23 protein-coding genes are annotated in these 22258 nt (G+C 72.8%); 16 read left to right on the top strand and 7 right to left on the bottom strand.

All coding sequences use genetic code 11. From position 1 onward, the window contains the following. Positions 1-8: 8 nt before the first annotated feature. Positions 9-185, bottom strand: a complete 177-nt coding sequence (locus tag ACXN5W_RS23930; protein ID WP_095564865.1) for a thiazolylpeptide-type bacteriocin — start codon at positions 183-185, stop codon at positions 9-11. Positions 186-334: 149 nt separating this feature from the next. Here ACXN5W_RS23930 and ACXN5W_RS23925 point away from each other — a divergent pair, with 149 nt between their 5' ends. The 12 genes from ACXN5W_RS23925 to ACXN5W_RS23870 all read left to right on the top strand — a co-directional run bounded on the left by ACXN5W_RS23925 (position 335) and on the right by ACXN5W_RS23870 (position 12277). Beyond that, the gene (locus ACXN5W_RS23925) at positions 335-1627 is read left to right on the top strand and encodes an amidohydrolase (protein ID WP_473160603.1); all 1293 of its coding nucleotides are present in this window, start codon (positions 335-337) and stop codon (positions 1625-1627) included. Between the two features lie 86 nt (positions 1628-1713). Continuing rightward, positions 1714-1863, top strand: a complete 150-nt coding sequence (locus tag ACXN5W_RS23920) for a hypothetical protein (protein ID WP_473160602.1) — start codon at positions 1714-1716, stop codon at positions 1861-1863. A 108-nt stretch (positions 1864-1971) separates the two neighbouring features. Continuing rightward, on the top strand, positions 1972-2976 hold the full coding sequence (argC, locus tag ACXN5W_RS23915; protein ID WP_473160601.1) for an N-acetyl-gamma-glutamyl-phosphate reductase: 1005 nt from the start codon (positions 1972-1974) through the stop codon (positions 2974-2976). Beyond that, a complete protein-coding gene (gene argJ, locus ACXN5W_RS23910) occupies positions 2973-4142 on the top strand; it encodes a bifunctional glutamate N-acetyltransferase/amino-acid acetyltransferase ArgJ (RefSeq protein ID WP_473160600.1) in 1170 nt (389 codons plus the stop codon). The genes argC and argJ overlap by 4 nt, the downstream gene beginning before the upstream one ends. Beyond that, positions 4139-5053: an acetylglutamate kinase gene (gene argB / locus ACXN5W_RS23905; protein ID WP_473160599.1), complete on the top strand. Its 915-nt coding sequence runs from the start codon at positions 4139-4141 to the stop codon at positions 5051-5053. The genes argJ and argB overlap by 4 nt, the downstream gene beginning before the upstream one ends. Next, positions 5050-6240 (top strand): acetylornithine transaminase, encoded by a 1191-nt coding sequence (locus tag ACXN5W_RS23900; RefSeq protein ID WP_473160598.1) that lies wholly within the window; start codon positions 5050-5052, stop codon positions 6238-6240. The genes argB and ACXN5W_RS23900 overlap by 4 nt, the downstream gene beginning before the upstream one ends. Continuing rightward, entirely contained in the window at positions 6237-7220 is a 984-nt protein-coding gene (gene argF / locus ACXN5W_RS23895) for an ornithine carbamoyltransferase (RefSeq protein ID WP_473160597.1), read from the top strand. The genes ACXN5W_RS23900 and argF overlap by 4 nt, the downstream gene beginning before the upstream one ends. Then, positions 7217-7732: an arginine repressor gene (locus ACXN5W_RS23890; protein ID WP_473160596.1), complete on the top strand. Its 516-nt coding sequence runs from the start codon at positions 7217-7219 to the stop codon at positions 7730-7732. The genes argF and ACXN5W_RS23890 overlap by 4 nt, the downstream gene beginning before the upstream one ends. Further along, positions 7729-8940, top strand: coding sequence for an argininosuccinate synthase (locus ACXN5W_RS23885; RefSeq protein WP_473160595.1), 1212 nt, complete (start codon positions 7729-7731; stop codon positions 8938-8940). The genes ACXN5W_RS23890 and ACXN5W_RS23885 overlap by 4 nt, the downstream gene beginning before the upstream one ends. An 8-nt stretch (positions 8941-8948) precedes the next feature. After that, positions 8949-10427 (top strand): argininosuccinate lyase, encoded by a 1479-nt coding sequence (gene argH / locus ACXN5W_RS23880; protein ID WP_473160615.1) that lies wholly within the window; start codon positions 8949-8951, stop codon positions 10425-10427. Positions 10428-10528: 101 nt separating this feature from the next. Then, positions 10529-10762 (top strand): hypothetical protein, encoded by a 234-nt coding sequence (locus ACXN5W_RS23875; RefSeq protein WP_473160594.1) that lies wholly within the window; start codon positions 10529-10531, stop codon positions 10760-10762. 201 nt (positions 10763-10963) lie between these two features. Continuing rightward, positions 10964-12277: a D-alanyl-D-alanine carboxypeptidase family protein gene (locus ACXN5W_RS23870; RefSeq protein ID WP_473160593.1), complete on the top strand. Its 1314-nt coding sequence runs from the start codon at positions 10964-10966 to the stop codon at positions 12275-12277. A 126-nt stretch (positions 12278-12403) separates the two neighbouring features. Here the strand turns inward: ACXN5W_RS23870 and ACXN5W_RS23865 are convergent, their stop codons facing one another. Continuing rightward, positions 12404-13501, bottom strand: coding sequence for an LCP family protein (locus ACXN5W_RS23865; protein WP_473160592.1), 1098 nt, complete (start codon positions 13499-13501; stop codon positions 12404-12406). Between the two features lie 225 nt (positions 13502-13726). On the opposite strand from ACXN5W_RS23865, the gene ACXN5W_RS23860 reads away from it, so the two are divergent. Both ACXN5W_RS23860 and ACXN5W_RS23855 read left to right on the top strand, forming a co-directional pair. Further along, positions 13727-14344 (top strand): DNA-3-methyladenine glycosylase, encoded by a 618-nt coding sequence (locus tag ACXN5W_RS23860; protein ID WP_473160591.1) that lies wholly within the window; start codon positions 13727-13729, stop codon positions 14342-14344. A gap of 398 nt (positions 14345-14742) precedes the next feature. Then, positions 14743-15720 (top strand): aldo/keto reductase, encoded by a 978-nt coding sequence (locus ACXN5W_RS23855; protein WP_473160590.1) that lies wholly within the window; start codon positions 14743-14745, stop codon positions 15718-15720. A 16-nt stretch (positions 15721-15736) separates the two neighbouring features. On the opposite strand, the gene ACXN5W_RS23850 is transcribed toward ACXN5W_RS23855, so the two are convergent. The 3 genes from ACXN5W_RS23850 to ACXN5W_RS23840 form a co-directional block, all read right to left on the bottom strand. Continuing rightward, positions 15737-16210 carry a DUF2231 domain-containing protein gene (locus tag ACXN5W_RS23850; protein WP_473160589.1) on the bottom strand — a complete coding sequence of 158 codons (474 nt, stop codon included), beginning with the start codon at positions 16208-16210 and terminating at the stop codon, positions 15737-15739. Positions 16211-16335: 125 nt separating this feature from the next. Beyond that, positions 16336-17526: a sensor histidine kinase gene (locus ACXN5W_RS23845; protein ID WP_473160588.1), complete on the bottom strand. Its 1191-nt coding sequence runs from the start codon at positions 17524-17526 to the stop codon at positions 16336-16338. 11 nt (positions 17527-17537) lie between these two features. Further along, a complete protein-coding gene (locus ACXN5W_RS23840) occupies positions 17538-18203 on the bottom strand; it encodes a response regulator transcription factor (RefSeq protein WP_473160587.1) in 666 nt (221 codons plus the stop codon). 138 nt (positions 18204-18341) lie between these two features. Between ACXN5W_RS23840 and ACXN5W_RS23835 the strand changes: the two genes are divergently transcribed. After that, on the top strand, positions 18342-19676 hold the full coding sequence (locus ACXN5W_RS23835) for a hemolysin family protein (RefSeq protein WP_473160614.1): 1335 nt from the start codon (positions 18342-18344) through the stop codon (positions 19674-19676). A gap of 46 nt (positions 19677-19722) precedes the next feature. On the opposite strand, the gene ACXN5W_RS23830 is transcribed toward ACXN5W_RS23835, so the two are convergent. After that, positions 19723-20124, bottom strand: a complete 402-nt coding sequence (locus ACXN5W_RS23830; protein WP_473160586.1) for a PaaI family thioesterase — start codon at positions 20122-20124, stop codon at positions 19723-19725. Positions 20125-20248: 124 nt separating this feature from the next. Between ACXN5W_RS23830 and tyrS the strand changes: the two genes are divergently transcribed. Further along, on the top strand, positions 20249-21544 hold the full coding sequence (gene tyrS, locus ACXN5W_RS23825; protein ID WP_473160585.1) for a tyrosine--tRNA ligase: 1296 nt from the start codon (positions 20249-20251) through the stop codon (positions 21542-21544). Between the two features lie 520 nt (positions 21545-22064). Here the strand turns inward: tyrS and ACXN5W_RS23820 are convergent. After that, on the bottom strand, positions 22065-22258 hold a 194-nt coding region (locus ACXN5W_RS23820; RefSeq protein WP_473160584.1), incomplete at its 5' end, for a hypothetical protein.

Raw genomic sequence — 22258 nt, 5'->3', positions numbered from 1 at the left:
CGTGCCGCTCAGGCCGAGCAGCTGGTGGTGGAGGTGGTGCTGCTGCACGTCGAGGTGGTGCCCGACGAGGAGCAGGAGGCGAGGATGGCCTCGGACGCGTCGGCGTAGTCGGAGATCGCGAAGGTTTCCGACTCCAGCTCCAGGATCTCCTCGGCGAGGGCGGTGAGGTCGGTCTCGGGCGTCATGGTGACTCCAAACGGTCGTGTCCGGCCGGCGCGTCCGGCCCCGTCGCAAGCACACCGCACGGCGCTCACCGATCACCCTCGCGCCGGGTCTCATCCCGCTGTCATCGGATGACAGTGACATGACAGCGAACTGCACTTGGCTGGCTGCCATGGCACCGCCGGTACCGCCGACCGGAGCCCGTACCGCCGGGACGGTGGTCGATCCGGCCATCCTGCGTCGCGCCGAGCACCTCTACCGGGAGCTGCACGCGCACCCGGAGCTGTCCGGCGCGGAGCGGGACACCGCCGACCGGTTCGCGGTCGGGCTGCGCGGGGCCGGCTGCGCGGTGACGACCGGCGTCGGCGGGTACGGCGTGGTCGGTGTCCTCGCCAACGGACCCGGCCCGACCGTGCTGCTGCGCGCCGAACTGGACGCGCTGCCGGTGGCCGAGGCGACGGGACTGCCGTACGCGAGCGTCGCCACGGGCGTCGACGCCGACGGCCGGACCGTACCGGTGATGCACGCCTGTGGGCACGATCTGCACCTGGCCGCGGTGGCCGGGGCCGTCACCCAGCTCGCCGCCGTCCGGTCCGGCTGGCGGGGCACGGTGCTGGCGCTCGGGCAGCCGGCCGAGGAGACGCTGCGCGGCGCCGCGGCCGTGCTCGGCGACGGCCTCTACGACCGGTTCGGGCGGCCCGACCTGGTCCTCGCCCAGCATGCCGCGCCACTGCCGGCGGGGATGATCGCGCACGGCGCCGGGCCGATGACGGCCGGCAGCGTCACGCTGGAGGTCACCGTCGCCGGACGGGGTGGCCACGCCGCCACGCCACACCTGTGCGTGGACCCGGTGGTGATCGCCGCGAACATCGTCATGCAGGCGCAGGCGATCGTGTCCCGCCAGGTCAGCCCCGCCGAGCAGGTGGCGCTCACGGTGGGCACGCTGCGCGCCGGTGGGCACCCGGGGGTGATCGCCGAGCGGGCCACCCTCGGCGTGACGATCCGATCGCTGTCCGACGCCACGCTGGAGCGGGTGTCGGGCAGCCTGGTCCGGACGATCAACGCCTGCTGCGAGGCCGCCGGCAGCCCTCGGGAGCCGGAGGTCCGGGTCGTGTCGCGGGCTCCGGCGTACCGGGCGGACCCGGTGACCACCGCGGCCGTGCGGGCCGCGCACGAGCGGGCCTTCGGGCCGGAACGGATCGCCTGGTGGCCATCGTCCCTGGCGTCCGAGGACTTCCCGCTGCTGGTCGCCGACGGCATCCCGAGCAGCTACTGGATGCTCGGCGTGGTCGGGCCGCGGCAGTGGCGGGCGGCGCCGGGCACCGGCGCGGCGGAGAAGCTCGGCCACCTGCCCACGAACCACAGCCCGGCCTTCGCGCCGGACACCACGCTGGCGTTGCCGGCCGGCGTCGAGGCGCTGGTCGCCGCGGCGCGTACCCGGCTCGCGCCGGAACAGCGGGCCTGAGCGATCGGGTCCGCCGGGTCCGTCGGGCGGGCCCGTCCCTGGTTTTCAGCACCCCACCAACGCCACTGGCGAGTTAGGCAGGAACCGTGAAGTTCTACCAGGTTGTCGCCCTCATCTGGATCGTCGCGGGCGTGGCCACGTCGTTGACCTGGATGATTCTGCGGCACCGTCGCAGCCAGGCCCGGACGGCGCTACGCCGATCGCGCGGCGAGCTGCCGCCGCGCGCCGGGGACTGACCCGGGTCGGACCGCCATCACTCACAGCTTCATGCAGTGCACTGCATGAACTTGCCGCAGCTGGGCGGTGGCTGCTAACCTTCTCTGCATAGTCATGCGGAGGTGGGTATGGGTATCGGAGTTGCCGTGGTGGGCGGCAGTGGTTACGCGGGTGGGGAACTGCTCCGGCTCGTCGCCGGGCACCCCGACCTCGACCTCGTGGCGGCCACCGCGCACACCGCCGCGGGCGCGCCCGTCAGCTCCGTGCACCCGCAGCTGACCGGCCTGGACCTGGTGTTCCAGCCGACCGAACCGGCGGCGCTGGCCGGAGCCGACCTGGTGTTCCTGGCGCTGCCGCACGGCCAGTCGGCGGCGCTGGCCGCGACCCTGCCACCGTCGGTCAGGATCGTCGATCTCGGTGCCGACCACCGGCTGACCGATCCGGCGGCCTGGGAGCGGTACTACGGCGGTCCGTACGCCGAAGCCTGGACCTACGGCCTGCCCGAACTGCCCGGTCAGCGCGCGAAGATCGCCGCCGCCGACCGGGTGGCCGCGACCGGCTGCTACGCGGCGACCACGATCCTCGCCCTGGCCCCGCTGATCGCGGCCGGGACGGTGTCCCCGGCGGATGTCGTGGTGGTGGCCGCCTCCGGCACCTCGGGCGCCGGCCGGAACCCGAAGCCACACCTGCTCGGCAGCGAGGTGATGGGCGACCTGTCGCCGTACCGGGTCGGCGCGCACCAGCACGTACCCGAGATCAAGCAGGCCACCGGCGCCACCTCGCTGTCCTTCACCCCGGTGCTCGCGCCGATGCCCCGGGGGATCCTCGCGACGGTCACCGCCCGCCCGACCGGCGCCGGCACCGACCCACGGGCGGTCCTCACCGAGGCGTACGCGGACAGCCCGCTGGTGCGGGTGCTGCCGGCCGGCACCTGGCCGCACACGGCCGCCACCCTGGGCTCGGCCGCCTGCCACCTGCAGGCGACCGTGGACGTCGACTCGGGCCGGATCATCGTGGTGGGCGCGCTGGACAACCTGGGCAAGGGCGCGGCCGGGCAGGCCGTGCAGTGCGCCAACCTGATGCTCGGCCTGCCGGAGACCGCCGGCCTGACCACCTTTGGAGTAGCACCATGACTGTCACCACCCCGCGTGGGTTCCGGGCGGCCGGGGTCGCCGCCGGGTTGAAGAGCGACGGTCCGGACGTGGCCGTGGTGGTCAACGACGGTCCGGACGCGACCGCCGCGGGCGTGTTCACCGCCAACCGGGTGAAGGCCGCGCCGGTGTTGTGGACCCAGCAGGTGGTCCGCGGCGGCGTGCTGCGGGCCGTGGTGCTCAACTCGGGCGGCGCGAACGCCTGCACCGGGCCGGGCGGTTTCCAGGACACCCACGCCACCGCCGAGTACGCGGCCAACGTGTTGACCAGTCGCGCCCCGCGGCTGCTGATGGGTGCCGGCGAGGTGGCGATCTGCTCCACCGGCCTGATCGGCGAGCGGCTGCCGATGAACCGGCTGCTGCCGGGGGTGCGGGCCGCCGTCCGGGGGCTGGCCCGGGACGGTGGTGGCGCGGCCGCCGAGGCGATCATGACCACCGACACCCGGCCGAAGACCACCGTGGCCAGCGGCACCGGCTGGTCCGTCGGTGGCATGGCCAAGGGTGCCGGCATGCTGGCCCCGGCGTTGGCCACCATGCTCTGCGTGCTGACCACCGACGCGGTGGCCGGGACGGCGGCGCTGGACGAGGCGCTGCGGGCGGCCTGCCGGGTCACCTTCGACCGGATCGACTCGGACGGCTGCATGTCCACGAACGACACGGTGCTGCTGCTGGCCAGCGGCGCTTCCGGGATCGAGCCCACCCAGGACGAGCTGACCGCGGCGGTGACCTCGGCCTGTCACGACCTGGCCCAGCAGTTGATCGCCGACGCGGAGGGGGCCACCAAGCAGGTCGCCGTCGACGTGGTGGGCGCGGCCAGCGAGGACGACGCGGTCGAGGTCGGCCGGGCGGTGGCCCGGAACAACCTGGTGAAGACCGCGCTGTTTGGCAACGACCCGAACTGGGGCCGGATCCTCGCCTCGGTCGGCACCACCACCGCCGCGTTCGAACCCGACGGGGTGGATGTGGCGGTCAACGGCGTCTGGGTGTGCCGGTCGGGCGCCGCCGCCGAGGACCGGAACAAGGTCGACCTCGGTGGCCGGCAGGTCACGATCCGGATCGACCTGCACGCCGGGGCCGAGGCGGCCACCATCTGGACCAACGACCTGTCACACGGCTACGTCCACGAGAACTCGGCTTACTCAACATGAGCGGTCTCACCCTCTCCCGCGACCTGACCGCGGCGCAGGCGAAGGCCAGCACCCTGATCGAGGCGTTGCCGTGGCTGGCCCGGTTCGCCGGCGCCACCGTGGTGGTCAAGTACGGCGGGAACGCGATGGTCGACCCGGAACTGCGCCGGGCGTTCGCCGCCGACATGGTCTTCCTGCGCTACGCCGGGCTGCGTCCGGTGGTGGTCCACGGTGGGGGTCCGCAGATCTCCGCGATGCTGGGCCGGCTCGGCATCGCCAGCGAGTTCCGGGGTGGCCTGCGGGTGACCACGCCCGAGGCGATGGACGTGGTCCGGATGGTGCTGGTCGGTCAGGTGGGCCGGGAACTCGTCGGGCTGATCAACGCGTACGGTCCGTTCGCGGTCGGGCTGTCCGGCGAGGACGCCGGGCTGTTCACCGCCGAGCGTCGACCGGCCTACGTGGATGGCGAGCCGGTCGACGTGGGGCTGGTCGGTGACGTGGCGACGGTGAACGCCGAGGCGGTGACCGATCTGATCGGCGCGGGCCGCATCCCGGTCGTCTCGTCCGTCGCGCCCGACGCGGCGGGGGTGCTGCACAACCTGAACGCGGACACCGCTGCCGCCGCGCTGGCGGTGGCGCTCGGTGCCCGCAAGCTGGTGGTGCTCACCGACGTGCCGGGCCTGTACGCGGACTGGCCGGACACCACCAGCCTGGTGTCGGAGATCACCGACACCGAGCTGGCGGCGCTGCTGCCGACGCTGGAGTCGGGCATGGTGCCCAAGATGGAGGCGTGCCTGCGGGCGGTCCGCGGCGGGGTTCCCGCGGCGCACGTGGTCGACGGCCGGGTGGCGCACTCCACGCTGCTGGAGGTCTTCACCTCGGAAGGCTTCGGAACGATGGTCATACCCGACGGCGGAGGAGCGGAGACATGAGCGCGCTCATCGAACGGTGGCGGACCGCCATGATGGACAACTACGGCACACCGCCGCTCGCGCTGGTCTCCGGCGCCGGCGCCGTCGTGGTCGACGAGGCCGGCCGGGAGTACGTCGACCTGCTCGGCGGGATCGCCGTCAACGCGCTCGGCCACGCCCATCCGGCGGTGGTGGCCGCGGTGTCCCGGCAGGTGGCCACCCTGGGGCACGTCTCGAACCTGTTCGTCGCCGAGCCGCCGGTGGCGCTGGCCGAACTGCTGCTGGCGCTGGCCGGCCGGCCGGGTCGGGCGTACTTCGCCAACTCGGGCGCCGAGGCCAACGAGGCGGCGTTCAAGCTGTCCCGGCGCACCGGTCGCGGCCACGTGGTCGCCGCGACCGGCGGCTTCCACGGCCGGACCATGGGCGCGCTGGCGCTGACCGGCCAGCCCGGCAAGGCCGACCCGTTCCGCCCGCTGCCCGGTGACGTCACGCACGTGCCGTACGGGGATGTCGCGGCGCTGGCCGAGGCGGTCACCGACCGGACCGCCATGGTCATCCTGGAGCCCATCCAGGGCGAGAACGGCGTGGTGGTGCCGCCGGCGGGTTACCTGACCGCCGCCCGGGAGATCACCGCCCGCTCGGGCGCGCTGCTCGCGCTCGACGAGGTGCAGACCGGGATCGGCCGGACCGGCCACTGGTTCGCGTACCAGGCCGAGGCGGTGGAACCGGACCTGGTCACCCTGGCCAAGGGGCTCGGCGGTGGCCTGCCGATCGGCGCCTGCCTGGCGTACGGTGCCGCGGCCGAGCTGTTCGGGCCGGGCAGCCACGGCAGCACCTTCGGCGGCAACCCGGTCAGTTGCGCGGCGGCGCTCGCGGTGGTCTCGACGATCGCCAACGAGGGCCTGCTCGACCACGTGAAGCGGGTGGGGGAGCGGATCCGGGCCGGTGTCGAGGCGCTCGGCCATCCGCTGGTGACCGAGGTGCGTGGCGCCGGGCTGCTGCTCGGGATCGTGTTGCGGGCCCCGGTCGCCGTGGCGGTCACGGCCGCCCTGCGGGACGCCGGATTCCTGGTCAACCCGGTGCAGTCGGGCGTGCTGCGGCTGGCGCCGCCGCTGATCCTCACCGTCGCGCAGGCCGACGCGTTCCTCGCCGCGCTGCCCGCGGCGCTCGACGCGGCCACCCCCACCGGGATGGAGAGCAGCACATGATCCGGCACTTCCTGTCCGACGACGACCTCAGTCCGGCCGAGCAGGCCGCGGTGCTGGATCTGGCGGCCCGGATGAAGGCGGACCGGTTCGGCTTCCGGCCGCTGGCCGGGCCCCGGTCGGTGGCGGTGCTGTTCGACAAGCAGAGCCTGCGGACCCGGACCTCCTTCGACGTCGGCATCGCTGAGCTGGGCGGCCATCCGCTGGTGGTGGACACCCAGGCCACCCACTTCGGCCGGGGCGAGACCCTGGCCGACGCGGGCCGGGTGCTGTCCCGGTACGTCGCCGCCATCGTGCTGCGGACCTACGGGGACGACCGGATCGCCGAACTCGCCGCCGGCGCCACCGTGCCGGTGGTGAACGCGCTCACCGACGGTTTCCACCCGTGCCAGCTGCTGGCCGACCTGCTCACCGTCCGGGAGCGGTTCGGCGGGACCGCCGGGCGCACCCTGAGCTACCTGGGGGACGCGGCCAACAACATGGCCCGGTCGTACCTGCTGGCCGGCGCGCTGGCCGGGATGCACGTCCGGGTGGCCGGGCCGGCCGGTTTCCAGCCGGACCCGGAGACGCTGGCCCGGGCCGAGAAGATCGCCAGCGGCACCGGTGGTTCGGTGCGGGCCCTGACCGATCCGGTCGAGGCGGTGCGCGGTGCCGACGTGCTGGCCACCGACACCTGGACCTCGATGGGTCAGGAGGGCGACGGGCTGGACCGGGTCACCCCGCTGCGGCCGTACCAGCTCAACGCCGCGCTGCTCGGCCAGGCCGCGCCCGGGGCGATCGTGCTGCACTGCCTGCCCGCGCACCGCGGGGAGGAGATCACCGACGAGGTGCTGGACGGACCGCAGAGCGCGGTGTTCGACCAGGCGGAGAACCGGCTGCACGCCCAGAAGGCGGTGCTGACGTTCCTGCTGGGGGCCGCCGGCGGTCCGGCGGACGGACCGGCGGCTTCGGCGGTCGCGGTCGGGGAGACGCTGACCTCATGACCTCCCCCCTCACCCGCGCCGCCCGGCACGGCCGCATCGTCGCGCTGATCCGCGAGCAGCCCGTCCGGTCGCAGACCGAACTGGCCGACCTGCTGGCCCGGGACGGGGTGCAGGTCACCCAGGCCACCCTCTCCCGGGATCTGGAGGAGTTGGGCGCGGTCAAGGTGCGCGGCGGCGACGGTCCGGCCGTGTACCTCATCCCGGAGGACGGGCAACGCCCGCTGCGCGACGCCGAGACGGCGCCGGCCCGGCTGATCCGGCTGCTGCGCGAACTGCTCAACGGTGTCGACGCCAGCGGCAACATCGCCGTGCTGCGTACCCCACCGGGCGCGGCCCACTACCTGGCCAGCGCGTTGGACCGGGCGGGACTACCCGAGGTCGTCGGCACCATCGCCGGTGACGACACCATCCTCGTGGTGGCCCGCGAGGCCGTCGGCGGGGCGGCGCTGGGCGACAAGCTCGCCGGCTGGGCCCACCGGGACGACAACACCGAAGGGAACATCACGCCATGACCGAGCGGGTCGTGCTGGCGTACTCCGGGGGTCTGGACACCTCGGTCGCCATTCCGTATCTGGCCGAGCAGACCGGCGCCGAGGTGGTCGCGGTCGCGGTCGACGTCGGGCAGGGCGGTGAGGATCTGGGCGCCATCCGGAAGCGGGCGCTGGACTGCGGCGCGGTCGAGTCCGTCGTGGTGGACGCCCGCGAGGAGTTCGCGGCCGACTACTGCCTGCCGGCGGTCCGCGCCAACGCGCTCTACATGGACCGGTACCCGCTGGTGTCGGCGCTGTCCCGGCCGTTGATCGTCAAGCACCTGGTGGCGGCGGCCCGCGCGCACGGCGGCACCATCGTGTCGCACGGTTGTACCGGCAAGGGCAACGACCAGGTGCGGTTCGAGGTCGGCCTCGGGGCCCTCGCCCCCGACCTGCGGGTGATCGCCCCGGCCCGGGACTTCGCCTGGACCCGGGACAAGGCCATCGCCTTCGCCGAGGAGCGGGGCCTGCCGATCGACGTGACGGCCAGGTCGCCGTACTCGATCGACCAGAACCTGTGGGGCCGGGCCGTGGAGACCGGGTTCCTGGAGGACATCTGGAACGCGCCGGTCGAGGACGTGTACTCGTACACCACGGACCCGACGGTCGAGCGGGACGCCGACGAGGTGGTGATCACCTTCGACGGCGGGGTGCCGGTGGCGATCGACGGCGAGACCGTCACGCCGTACCAGGCGGTCGCCGAACTGAACCGGCGGGCCGGCGCCCACGGCGTCGGCCGGCTGGACATGGTCGAGGACCGGCTGGTCGGCATCAAGAGCCGCGAGGTGTACGAGGCGCCCGGCGCCGTCGCGCTGATCACCGCCCACCAGGAACTGGAGGCGGTCACCGTGGAGCGGGACACCGCCCGGTTCAAGCGCGGCATCGACCAGCGCTGGGGTGAGCTGGTGTACGACGGCCTGTGGTTCTCGCCGCTCAGGCGGGCCCTCGACGCGTTCATCGCGGACACCCAGCGCCACGTCAGCGGTGAGGTACGGCTCACCCTGCACGCCGGTCGGGCCGTGGTCACCGGGCGGCGCTCCGAGGCCAGCCTGTACGACTTCGGGATGGCCACCTACGACACGGGGGACACCTTCGACCAGTCCCTGGCCAAGGGCTTCGTCCAGTTGTGGGGGCTGCCCAGCCGGATGTCGGCGGCCCGGGACGCCCGGTTGGGGGATCAGAACAGGTGACCTACAGAATGGGCGACGTGGACGACAAGAGCCTGACCGAGAACGCCAGGGGCCGGACGACCCAGCCGGCGAACCGGACCAGCCTGTGGGGTGGCCGGTTCGCCGGTGGACCGTCGGAGGCCCTGGCCCGGCTGTCGGTGAGTGTCCAGTTCGACTGGCGACTCGCCCCGTACGACCTGGCCGCCTCCCGGGCCCACGCCCGGGTGCTCGCCGGCGCCGGCCTGCTCGACCCGGACGAACTGGGTCGGATCCTGGCCGCGCTGGACGACCTGGAGGCTGCCTGCGCCTCCGGGGCGTTCCGGCCGACCGTGGACGACGAGGATGTCCACACGGCGCTGGAGCGTGGCCTGCTGGAACGGCTCGGCGGTCTCGGCGGCAAGCTGCGCGCCGGCCGGTCCCGCAACGATCAGGTCGCCACCGACCTGCGGCTGTACCTGCGGGACCACGCCCGGGGCGTGGCCGGCCGGCTGGTGGAGCTGGCCGAGGCGCTGGCCGACCAGGCCGGTGCCCACATCGACACCCCGGCCCCGGGGATGACCCACGTGCAGCACGCCCAGCCGGTCACCTTCGGGCACTGGCTGCTGGCCCATGTGCAGCCGCTGCTGCGCGACCTGGACCGGTTGCGGGACTGGGACACCCGGACCGCCGTCAGCCCGCTCGGCGCGGGCGCGCTGGCCGGTTCGGGCCTGCCGCTGGACCCGGTGGCGGTCTCGAAGGAGCTGGGCTTCCGCACCTCGTTCGCCAACTCGATGGACGCGGTGGCCGACCGGGACTTCGTGGCCGAGTTCCTGTTCATCACCGCGCTGGTCGGGGTTCACCTGTCCCGGCTGGGCGAGGAGGTGGTGCTCTGGACGTCCCAGGAGTTCGGCTGGGTCGAGCTGGACGACGCCTTCGCCACCGGGTCGTCGATCATGCCGCAGAAGAAGAACGCCGACATCGCCGAGTTGGCCCGGGGCAAGTCCGGCCGGCTGCTCGGCGGGCTCACCGCGGTGCTCACGATGCTCAAGGGCCTGCCACTGAGCTACGACCGGGACATGCAGGAGGACAAGGAGCCCGCCTTCGACGCGGTGGACACCCTGGAGCTGCTGCTGCCCGCGCTGGCCGGCATGGTCGCCACCATGACGGTCCGGGTGGACCGGCTCGTCGCGGCGGCGCCGGTCGGTTTCTCCCTGGCCACCGAGGTGGCCGACTGGTTGGTCCGCCGGGGCGTGCCGTTCCGCGACGCGCACGAGATCACCGGCCGGCTGGTGGCCCTCTGCGTGGTGCGGGAGTGCGCCCTGGACGAGGTGTCCGATGAGGACCTGCGACTGGTCAGCGAACACCTGGACCCGACGGTCCGGGACGTGCTGTCGGTCCGGTCGGCGCTGGCCGCCCGGATCACGCCGGGTTCCACCGGTCCGGGGCCGGTGGCCGACCAGTTGGCCGCCGCTACCGAGGAGCTGCGCGGTTGGCGGGAGTGGGCCGCCCGGCAGGTGGTACCGCGCTGATCGGTCACTCAGTCACCGGGCATTGGTCCGCGCCGTTCGCCATGACATGATCGGCATCGACGCCCACGGGGGGTGTCGTACTTGTCGCTGGAGGTAACAGCATGGCAGCACGGTCGAAGCGGGTCGCCGTCGTCGGAGCGCTCGCGGCCGGGGTGGTGGCGTTGACGCCCGCCGCCGCGCACGCCGGGATCTACACCTGGGATTACCACGCGACCTACTCCACCACGGCTGCCTGCCAGGCCGAGGGGACCGCGCTGGTCGGCGACGGCGAGGCGGACGCGTACCGCTGCTCGGGGGCGACCGGTACCGACCTCTACCTCGGGTACGTCTGGTAACGCGCCGACCGTCCCGACCGCGCCGCCGGGCGCACCGCCGCGTCGTTCGGTGCGCCGGTGGCGTTGTTCGGCGACGCAGGGCGGATACCGGGTGTCCTGCCCGATTTCATCGCGGCCCGGATGTCGGGTTCGGCCGGTCGGATCCAGCGAAGTGGACGGATCCGGCCTACGGGGCTTACCCCCGCAACTAGGGTCGGCCCCATGTGGTCCATCCAGCGGAGCGGCGCCCTGCTGGGCGTCATCGGGTTCCTCACCCTGCCGACCACCGCGGCGGCCGTGCGCACGCCGACCACCCCGGCGGGCACCACCGGGCCGACCGTTCCGACGGGTGTCGCGGTCTCGACCACCGGGCCGACCGCTCCGGTCGGGGTAGCGGCGTCGACCGGAGCGACGATCCGGTGCCCGCAACCGGCGCCGCCGCCCGAACGACCGGCCGCAGCACCGCTGCCGGCCGCCCGCCCGGCGGACCGCACGGTCGGCGGGACGGCGCTGGCCACCGACGGCCTGGCCGCGCCCACCGACGCGCCCAACCCGCCGCCGGTCACCGCCACCTCCTGGCTGGTGGCCGACCTGGACAGCGGCGCGGTGCTCGGCGGATGCGACCCGCACCGGTACGCGGTGCCAGCCAGCGTGCAGAAGCTCCTGCTGCTGGCCACCGTGCTGCCGAAGCTCGACCCCGACGCCGTGATCCAGGTGACGCCCGAGGACCTGAACTTCGAGCCGGGCAGTTCGGCCATGGGCCTCGTGCTGGGCGGCCACTACCGGGTCGAGACGCTGTACCTGGGCCTGCTGCTCAACTCCGGCAACGACGCGGCCAACGTGCTCGCCAGACTCGGCGGCGGTCCGGCCGGGGTGCCGGGCGGGCTGGCCGAGATGAACGCCACGGCGCGGCGGCTCGGGGCGTACCAGACGCACGCGGTGACACCGTCCGGACTGGACGGTCCCGGCCAGTTCACCAGCGCGTACGATCTCGCGCTGATCGCCCGCGCCGACTTCGCCCGGGAGGACTTCCGGCGGTACGTGGCCACCCGGACCGCCCGGGTGCCCGCCCAGCCACCCCGGGATCCGCGCGGCTACGAGATCACCAACGACAACCAGCTCCTGCTGCGCTATCCGGGGGCGCTGGGCGGCAAGACCGGCTTCACCGACCTCGCCCGGCACACCTTCGTGGGCGCCGCCGAACGGAACGGCCGGCGGTTGCTGGTGACGCTCGACGGCGCGGAGGCCAGCCCGCAGCGCGGTTGGCAGCAGGGCGCCGCGCTGCTGGACTGGGGGTTCGGCCTGCCCGCCGGGGCCCGGGTGGGTGAGCTGGTGGCGCCGACCCCGGTCTCGAACCCGGCACCGACGCCGAGTGGTAGCGGTCCGTCGCCGGTCGGCGCCCGACCGGCCGCGAACCGCGCCGGTGGCGGCTGGACCGGGCCCGCCGTCCTGGCCGCGGTCGGCCTGACCAGCCTGGCGACGGCCGGCCTCGTCACCCGGGTACGCCGCCGCGGGCGCGGTCCCACTACCAGGTGACGCCGGCCGATCCCGCCCTCGTGCTGTTCACGACGGTGAACACTGCCGGATCTTGGACGCAAACCGTTGGCAGTTGACGGTTTCCGTCCAGGATCTGCGCCGACGTGCGGGTAGTGGGGGCCTGGGTCAGGCTTTGTCCTTCTGGACCACGTCGGGGTGGGCGGTCACGAACGCACCGAGCTGCCCGTCGCGCGCCGCGTGCAGCATCGCCAGCGACTCGGCGCTCATCCGCTCGTACGACACGCCGTTGATCCGCTCGGAGTTGTAACTGCCCTGGTTGGTCTTGAGCACCGTCATCGTGCTCGGGCTCACCCCGCGCAGGGTGAACAGGAAGTCCGCCACCGAGACCCGCTGGGTGTCCAGGATGAACGCCTTGCCGGCGGCGGCGATCACCCGGTTCAGCTTGCCCAGGTCGGTGATCACTCCGGCGCTGGTCGCCTTCTTGGCGATCGCCTTGATCAGTTGCTGCTGGTGGCGCTGCCGGTCGTAGTCGGTGTTCGGCAGCCCGTACCGGATACGCGCGTAGTCCAGCGCCAACTCGGCCGACATGGACCGGCAGCCCTTCTCGTGGACCACCACGTGCCCGCCCGGCGGCACGTCGTACACCCGGTGGGTCTTGTCGTTGAACTTGATGTGGACCAGCTTGCCGTTCCGGTCGTAGGCCAGGTGGATCGAGCTGGCCTTCTGGTCCACGCACATGTTCACGCCGCCGAGCTCCCGTACCACCGCCTCGAAGCCCTGGAAGTCGATCAGCGCCGCGCCGTTGAAGGTCATCCCGGTCTGCGTGTGCAGCGTTCTGGCCAGCAGCTTGAAGCCGCGGGCCCGCTTCTCCAACTCGGTGCCGCCGCCCCGGTAGCCGAACGCGAACGCCGCGTTGATCTTGTCGGTCCCACCCGGGTAGTTCGTCTCCGGGTTGGCCGGAATGGGCACCCGCCAGTCGCGCGGGATGGAGATCAGGTACGCCCGGTCGTGGCTGGCCGGGATGTGGACCACCAGGATGGTGTCGGAGCGGGCGCCGCTGTCCCAACCCGGGCGTACGTCGATGCCCACCAGCAGCAGGTTGAGCGGCCCCTTGATGCTCTTGGCCGAACTGGTCGCGGCCGCCCCGCTGTCCAGCAGCGAGCCCTGCTGGATGCTGGCGGTGGCCTTGTGGACCGCCGCCTGGACGATCACCAGCGCCCCGCCGCTGGTGACCAGCAGCACCGCGCCGAGGGCCAACGCCACCCGGGCCCACAGTGGAGTCCGACGGCGCCGGGCTGGCCGCCCCGGCGCACCCCGGTCCGCCGCCGCGGCGGGATCCATGCTCGCCCGCGATTTCTTCCGGTCACCCACAGTCGCCGGTCCTCCCCGTCGTGGTGTCGCCGCCTTGCCCGCTACCACCAAGACGTAGTACGGGGGGTGGAGCGTTGCAGATCAAATCCCGGTCCACCGGTGTGCTTTGCTTGTCCGGTGTCAGAGATCCAGGTCGGCGACCTCGCGAGCCTACTGGCCGGACCGGTCGAGCCGGCGGCCCGTGGCCTGCTGGGCGCCCGGTTGAGCGCCGGGGGCGTGACCGTCAGGATCACCGAGGTCGAGGCGTACGCCGGCTCCGGTGGTGACCCAGCGTCACATGCCCATCGCGGCCCCACCACCCGCAACCGGGTGATGTTCGGACCTTCCGGCCATGCGTATCTGTACTTCACCTACGGCATGCACTGGTGCATGAACGTGGTGACCGGACCGACGGGGGAGGCGTCGGCCGTACTGCTGCGGGCGGCGGCGGTGGTCGACGGGCTGGACACGGCGCGGGCCCGGCGACCGACGGCGAACCGGGACGTCGACCTGGCCCGCGGCCCGGCCCGGCTGTGCTCGACCCTGGGCCTGGACGGCTCGGCGTACGGCGTGTACCTGCTGGACGGGGGCCCGGTCCGGCTGGCGCCGCCGGTCGAGCCGGTGGACCCGGCGGCGATCAGCGCCGGTCCCCGGGTGGGGGTGACCGGCGCCCACGACGTGCCCTGGCGGTTCTGGCTCACCGGGGACCCGACGGTCAGCGCCTACCGGCGGCACATCCCCCGCCGGACTGAGTGACCATGATCTCCGACTCAATCTTGCGGGACATCACGGTGAGTGAACCTGCCTGCCAGCCGTCGGTCAGTGGTGGTACGTCCTTTGCAATGCTTCCCCATCGGCTACAGGGCAGTTGAGCTGGGAGGATGCCGGTGATGCCGCTCGGGCGACTTCCCAGCGCGGTTTCACCCTGCGTGGCTGTTTCCTGAGGGGAAGCATTGCAGAGCCTGTTCAAGCGAACCCGGCTTGGTAGGTGGTCAGTCGCTGAAGGTGACGGTCGGGCGTGCCGGGTCGGCTGACCGTCGAGGGCGTGCACACCGCGGAGCGTCGCCGGTTTTCGGTTGCCTTCCAGTGCACTCGAACTCGTAGCGTGGTGGGCACAGGCGTCGCACCGGCGGCGCCGGAATGGGGAGCACCAGATGCGTACCGTCGCTCTCGGCAGCCAGGGCCTGACCGTCTCGGCACAGGGACTCGGCTGCATGGGGATGAGCCAGTCGTACGGTCCGGCCGACGACACCGCCTCGATCGCCACCCTGCACCGGGCGCTCGACCTCGGCGTCACCCTGGTGGACACCGCCAACGTGTACGGCGAGACCGGCATCTACGGCTTCGGAGCCAACGAGAAACTGCTCGGGTACGCCCTGCGCGACCGCCGGGACGAGGTGGTCCTCGCGACCAAGGTCGGCATCCAGGGCATCGTCCGGGACGCCGCGGGCACCCGGTTCCGGCTCGGCGCGGATCCCGACTACGTCCGGCGGGCCTGCGACGAATCGCTGCGCCGGCTGCGTACCGACCGCATCGACCTGTACTACCTGCACCGGGTCGACCCGGCGACCCCGATCGAGGAGACCGTCGGCGCCCTGGCCGAGCTGGTACGGGCCGGCAAGGTGCGCTACCTCGGCCTCTCCGAGGTCGACGCCGACCAGCTCGACCGGGCGCACGCCGTACACCCGATCAGCGCGCTACAGAGCGAGTGGTCGCTGTGGACCCGGGGCATCGAGGAGTCGGTGCTGCCGGCCGCCCGCCGGCTGGGCATCGGCCTGGTGCCCTTCGCCCCGCTGGGCCGTGGCTTCCTGACCGGAGCCGTCGACGCCGGCCAGCAGTTCGAGACCGGTGACTTCCGGCGGACCAATCCGCGGTTCACCGCCGACGCGCTGGCCGCCAATCAGCGACTGGTGGACGTGGTACGCGCCATCGCGGGTGAGCGGGGCGTACTGCCCGGCCAGGTGGCGCTCGCCTGGGTACACGCCCGGGGCGCGGACGTGGTGCCGATCCCCGGCACGAAGCGGGTCGGCTACCTGGAGCAGAACGTGGCCGCCGCGGACCTCGTGCTCGACGCCGGCGAGCTGGCCCGACTCGACCAGCTCGCCGCGCAGACGGTCGGCACCCGGTACTGACCCGCGGGCGGCCGGCTCAGCGGTGCTCGCGGGCCGGCGCCGACGATGTCCGGTCGCCCCAGGCGGCCCGGGCGCCGGACTCGCCGACCCGGTACACCTGGACCAGGTTGCCGACCGCGATCACCGCGGCCAGCACCGCCACCAGCACCGCCACCCCGGGCCGGGGACCGCCCGCCGTCCGCCGACCCAGCCAGGCGAGCGCCACGGAGGCGACCAGCAGCGCAACGGCGAACCAGAGCAGGGTGTCGCCGAGTTGGGCGTGCCGACCGGGGTCACCGACCCGGGCCTCCAGCCCCTCACCGCTCTCCGTGGCCACCGGGATCGAGCCGGTGGCCACCAGCGCCACCACGGTTACCAGCGGGCCGTACCGGAACCGCCACGCCGGTCGGGCCGCCAGGGCCAGGACGCCCAGCGCGGCCAGCGGCAGCAGCACCACCACCGCGTGTACGACGAGCGGATGCAGCGGAAGTCCGTTGACGGTTTCGGGCACGGCGTCCTCCTGGCGTTCGGCGGAATGTCCGCCCACACCCTGCCCGCCGTTTCTTGCCCGATTCTTACCGCCCGACCCGCCCGCGACCCGCCTGCGACCCGCCTGCGACCCGCCTGCGACCTGGCTCAGGCGGCCGGCAGGACCAGCGTGAAGGTGGCGCCTCGGCCCGGCGCCCCGGTCACCCGGATCGACCCGCCATGCGCCTGCGCCACCTGCCGGACCAGCGCCAGGCCCAGCCCGAACCGCCGACCACTGCCCCCGTCGCCGTGCGCGAAACGGGCGAAGAGCCGCTCCGCGTCGGTCGGGTCGAGTCCCACCCCGTCGTCGGCCACCGCCGCCCGCACCCAGCGGCCCGCGCGGTCGACCCGGATCACCACCCGGCCACCGGCCGGGACGTGTCCGACGGCGTTGTCGACCAGGGCCAGCAGTGCCCGGCGCAGGGCGGCTTCGGCGCCGCGCACCGTGCCGTCGTCGACGACCTCGACCGCCAACCGCACGTCCCGGCTCTCGGCGTACGCCGCGGCGCTGCCGACCACCGCGCGGGCCAACTCGGCCAGCCGCACCGGCGGGTCGGTACCGCCACGATGTTCGACCTCGGCCGAGACCAACAGATCGGTGATCACCTCACCGAGCGCCCGGGTGTCCGTGACCAGCTCGTCGAGCTGCCCGGACAACGACTCGGCCGGTTTCTCCCGGGCCTGCCGCGCCACCAGCTGGGCGCGGGTGTGCAGCACGGCCAGCGGGGTGCGCAGCTCGTGCGAGGCGTCGGCGACGAACCGACGCTGCTCGGCCAGGGCGAGCGCCAGCGGGGCGACCGCCCGGCGGGACAGCAGCACACCGACCGCGACCGCCCCGCCGAGCCCGGCCAGTTCGGCCAGTGCCAGAGCACCGAGCAACTGGGCCCGTTGCCGGCGCAGCGAACGCAGGTCCGCGGCCACCGCCCAGCGGTTCCCGTCCGTCCGCTGGACGACCACCAGCCGCACCGGGATGCCGCCCGCGCTCGTGCTGAATCGGCGGGGCGCGGAGCGTACCGCGTCGGTCAGCACCGCGGTCAGCGTCGGCGGGCTGCTCGCGGTGACCTCCACCGGGGCGCCGGCCAGCGGCGGGAGCCGGGCCAGCGCCTCGCCGGGCGGCGGGTCGTCGACGTCCTCGGCCACCGCCAGCACCTGGTCGAGCTGCCGGTCCAGCGACCGGGCCTGGTCGCGCACCGTGGCGATGAACATCACCAGACCGACGATGATCACCAGCAGGCCGATCGCGCCGGCGGTCTGCGCCACGCTGCGCCGTCGGGCGCGGCGCAGGACGGGTTCCTCCACCGGTCGGACCGTCACACCGCGCCGAGGCGGTAACCAAGGCCGTGCACGGTGCGGATCGCGTCCCGGCCCAACTTCCGACGCAGGTGGTGGACGTACGTGTCGACCGTCCCGGCGGCGTCCGCCGTGTCGAAGACGTCCCGCAGCAACTCGTCGCGGGTGAAGACCCGGCCGGGCCGGACGGCCAGCGTGTGCAGCAGCGCGAACTCCCGCTGGGAGAGTTGGATCTCACGCTCACCGCCCAGCACCTGCCGGTTCGGCACGTCCAGCCGGAGCCGCCCCAGCGGCAGTGACCGGGCGGTCTCGGTGTGCCGGCGCAGCAGGGCGCGCAACCGGGCCAGCAGTTCGACCACCTCGAACGGCTTGACCAGATAGTCCTCGGCACCGGCGTCCAACCCCTCGACCCGGTCGGTCACCGAGCCACGGGCCGTCAGCACCAGGATGGGGCAGGTCACCGCCGACCGTCGTAGCCGGGCGATCAGGTCAAGGCCGTCCACCGCCGGCAGTCCCCGGTCCACCACCATCACCCGGTAGTCCCGGGTGAGACCCAGGTGCAGCCCGGTGTGCCCGTCGGCGGCCAGCTCGACCTCGTACCCCTCACCGGTCAGCAGCTCGACGAGCAGGCCGGCGAGCGCGCGGTCGTCCTCGACCAGCAGCAACCGCGGTCCCACCCTGTCCACCCGCCCAGTATCCACCGTTTCCCATTCGGGTTCGGGATTCGCGCCGCGCCAGGATGGGCAATGGCAGGCCATCGTTGACGACCGCCCGTGGGCCGGCAGGCCCTCAGGCGGGTGAGGAGACCCGCAGTGCAGACCTGGATGCAGCTCGCCCTCGTGGGCGTGCTGGTGATCGTCAATGCCGCCTTCGCCGGTAGTGAGATGGCGTTGGTGTCGCTGCGGGAGAGCCAGTTGCAGCGGCTCGAACGGATCAGCCGGTCCGGCCCGGTGCTGGCCCGGCTGGCCAAGGACCCCAACCGGTTCCTGGCGACCATCCAGATCGGCATCACCCTCGCCGGCTTCCTGGCCTCGGCCGCTGCCGCGGTGTCACTGGCCAAACCGCTGGTCCCGCTGCTGAGCGTGTTCGGCGACGCGGCCCAGCCGTTGGCCGTGGTCATCGTCACCCTCGTGCTCACCTTCGTCACGCTGGTCTTCGGCGAACTGGCTCCCAAGCGCATCGCCATGCAGCGGGCCGAGGGCTGGGCGCTGGTCGTGGCCCGGCCGCTGGACCTGCTGGCCACCCTCTCCCGGCCGCTCGTCTGGACGCTGGGCAGGACCACCGACCTCGCGGTACGGCTGGTCGGCGTGGACCCGAAGCCGCAACGCGACGAGATCAGCCCGGACGAGCTGCGGGAGATCGTCGTCGGTCACCACGCCCTGACCGTCGAGCAGCAGACCATCATCGCCGGCGCCGTGGAGATCGCCGAGCGGCAGCTGCGGGCCGTCCTCGTACCCCGGTTGGAGGTCTTCTGCCTGGACAGCGGCACCTCGGCGGAGGCCGCCCGGATCGTGCTGGCGGCTTCCGGCAACTCCCGGGCGCCGGTGGTCCGGCACGGGATGCTCGACGACGCCGTCGGCGTGGTCCACCTGCGTGACCTGGTCGGCGTCCCGGACGACCGGCCGATCGACGACTACGCCCGGCCGCCCCTGATGTTGCCCGACTCGCTGCCCGTGGTGGCGGCGCTGCGCCGGTTCAAGTCCGAACGGCAGCACATCGCGCTGGTGGTGGACGAGCGCGGCGCGGTCGACGGGATCGTGACCCTGGAGGACGTCCTCGAGGAGATCGTCGGCGAGATCTACGACGAGACCGACCGGGACGTACGCGGGGCGCGGACCGAGCCGGACGGGGCCATGCTGCTGCCCGGCACCTTCCCGATCCACGACCTGCCCGAGATCGGCGTCGAACTGCCCGAGCGCCCGGCCGGGGACTACACCACGATCGCCGGGCTCATCCTCGCCCAGCTGGGCCGGATCCCCACCGAACCGGGCGAGACGCTGACCATCGACGACTGGCGGCTTGAGGTGGTGGACGTGGCCCACCACGCCATCACCCGGGTACGGCTGCGACGGGTCGAGCGCGCCGACGCGGAGGCCACGGAGCAGGCGGACCCGGTCCTGGATCCGGCCGGTTCCGGACCGCCGGTGGGCGGATCCTGACCGGCTGACCGGCTGACCGGCTGACCGGCTCAGCGGAGCGGCCGGCTCAGCGGAGCTGGGCCGGCGCCGGCATGTTCTGCAGCCTGACCTGTCCCCGGGACACCAGCCGGTCGCTCTCGTCGGTGATCTCGACCTGCCACAGCTGCTGCGTCCGCCCCCGGTGGACCGGCGCGGCCACCGCGGTCAGCGCACCCTCCCGGACCGCCCGCAGGAAGTCGGTCTGGTTGCTCACCCCCACCACGACGCCGCGATCGGCGAACCACAGGCCCGCGCCGACGCTGGCCGCCGTCTCCACCACCGAGGCGTACACGCCGCCGTGCTGGATGCCGTACGGCTGGTGCAGCTCGGGTCGGACCTGCCAGCGGATCACCACCCGGTCCGGCGTGATCTCACTGAACTCCAGCCCCAGCAGCGCGACGAACCCACCTGTTATGTCGGGCATCTCCATGCCGCGACCTCCCCCCGACCACACCCCGACTACCGGCGGCCAGCCTAATTCCCCGGCCGACCGCTGGTCCCGGGGGTCGAAACCGGGTACGGGACGCCGGTGGGGATGAGGGACAATGCCCACCGTGACCGACAGCAGCCTTCCGTCCGCCGGCCCGTCCGGCGGCGACGCCTTGCTCGACGACCTCCGGTGGCGGGGTCTGATCAACGACTCGACCGGCGTCGAGGAGCTGGAACAGCTCTTCGCCGCCGGGCCGATGACGTTCTACGTGGGCTTCGACCCGACCGCCGCCAGCCTGCACGTCGGCCACCTCGTCCAGGTCCTCACCGCCCGCCGGCTCCAGTTGGCCGGCCACCGGCCCGTGCTGCTGGTCGGCGGTGCGACCGGGCAGGTCGGCGACCCGCGGGAGAGCGCGGAGCGCACCCTGAACGCGCCGGAGGTGGTGGCCGGCTGGGTCCAGCGGATCCGCGACCAGCTCTCGCCGTTCGTGTCGTACAGCGGGGACAACGCCGCCCGGCCGGTCAACAACCTGGACTGGACCGGCCCGATGTCGGCGGTCGACTTCCTGCGCGATGTCGGCAAGCACTTCCCGGTGAACAAGATGCTGGCCCGCGAGGTGGTGCGGGCCCGGTTGGAGAGCGGGATCAGTTTCACCGAGTTCAGCTACCAGCTCATCCAGGCCAACGACTTCTACGAGCTGCACCGCCGGGAGGGCGTGGTGTTGCAGTTCGGTGGCTCGGACCAGTGGGGCAACATCATCGCCGGGGTCGACTACGTGCGCCGGCGGGGCGCCGGACCGGTACACGCCTTCGTCACCCCGTTGGTGACCAAGGCCGACGGCACCAAGTTCGGCAAGAGCGAGGGTGGCGCCGTCTGGCTCGACCCCACCATGACCAGCCCGTACGCCTTCTACCAGTTCTGGATCAACAGCGACGACGGGGATGTGGGCCGCTACCTGCGGTACTTCAGCTTCCGCTCCCGGGAGGAGATCGAGGAGCTGGAGAAGGCCACCGCCGAGCGGCCGGCCGCCCGGGTGGCGCAACGAGCGCTGGCCGAGGAGCTGACCGCGCTGGTACACGGCGAGCGGGAGGCCCGCGAGGCGGTCGCGGCCAGTCAGGCCCTGTTCGGGCGGGGTTCGTTGGATGAGCTGTCCGCCGACACCCTGCGGGCCGCACTGGCCGAGGCCGGTCTGGTACGGCTCGGGGAGCTGCCCCCGGTGGCCGTCCTGCTCCGCGAGGCCGGCCTGGTGGGGAGCCTGAACGAGGCCCGTCGGGCGATCAACGAGGGCGGCGCGTACGTGAACAACGAGCGGGTCTCGGACGCTGAGGCGACGGTGCCGGAGAGCGCGCTGCTGCACGGTCGGTTCCTGGTGTTGCGGCGGGGAAAGCGGACGTTCGCCGGGGTCGAGCTGACCCGCTGAGACGGAGATGTGACGAGGGACGCGGTCCGGCGATTTGACGGCTGATCTTCGGACCGCGTAACTTTCTCTCTGCCCACGGGGAACGGATGAACCGGTACGAAAGCACCGGGCGGTCCGCTCCAGGTGGGGCGAAGGGCCTGACAGGGGCCGGTTGGATCTCCACCCGGTTCTGGTCCTCGGGCGGGGCACGCGAGTCTGCCGGTGGCGGATTTGGCGATGCGGGACCGACCGGGTAAGGTTCTCGGTCGGCAGGGAAACGGGCGAGCGTACGGAGCGATCCGGGCGCGGCCGGCCTGCCGAAACCCTAGGACGATGTCGACGGTACGCCGTCGTGCGTCCGAGGGGCCGGATCGGGACGAACGTGATGAGCCAGGACACACCGGTTTGACACGGGAAGAACGGACCGGTAAGGTAGTACGAGTGCCCGGCGGAGACGGTGGGCGCGAGAGCGGAACGCAGTCGCCCCGGAGGGGCCGACCTGATGGTCGGCTGTTCAGGTGTGTGGTTGTTCTTTGAGAACTCAACAGGGTGTTTGATAAGCCAGTGCCAATTTTTGCCTTCTGTGGCTGGTCTGACTGATGGTTTTGTGCTGTTGGTTGGGTTTGGTTGTGGGGGGTTTCTTGGCGAATGTTTTTTGTTTGCCGGGTTTTGCTGTTCGACAAGTTTTTGTTGGAGAGTTTGATCCTGGCTCAGGACGAACGCTGGCGGCGTGCT

This window comes from Plantactinospora sp. A48 (genome assembly GCF_055793945.1).
The sequence above is the reverse complement of the archived record's forward strand: the minus strand, read 5'-3'. Positions and strand labels throughout refer to the sequence as shown.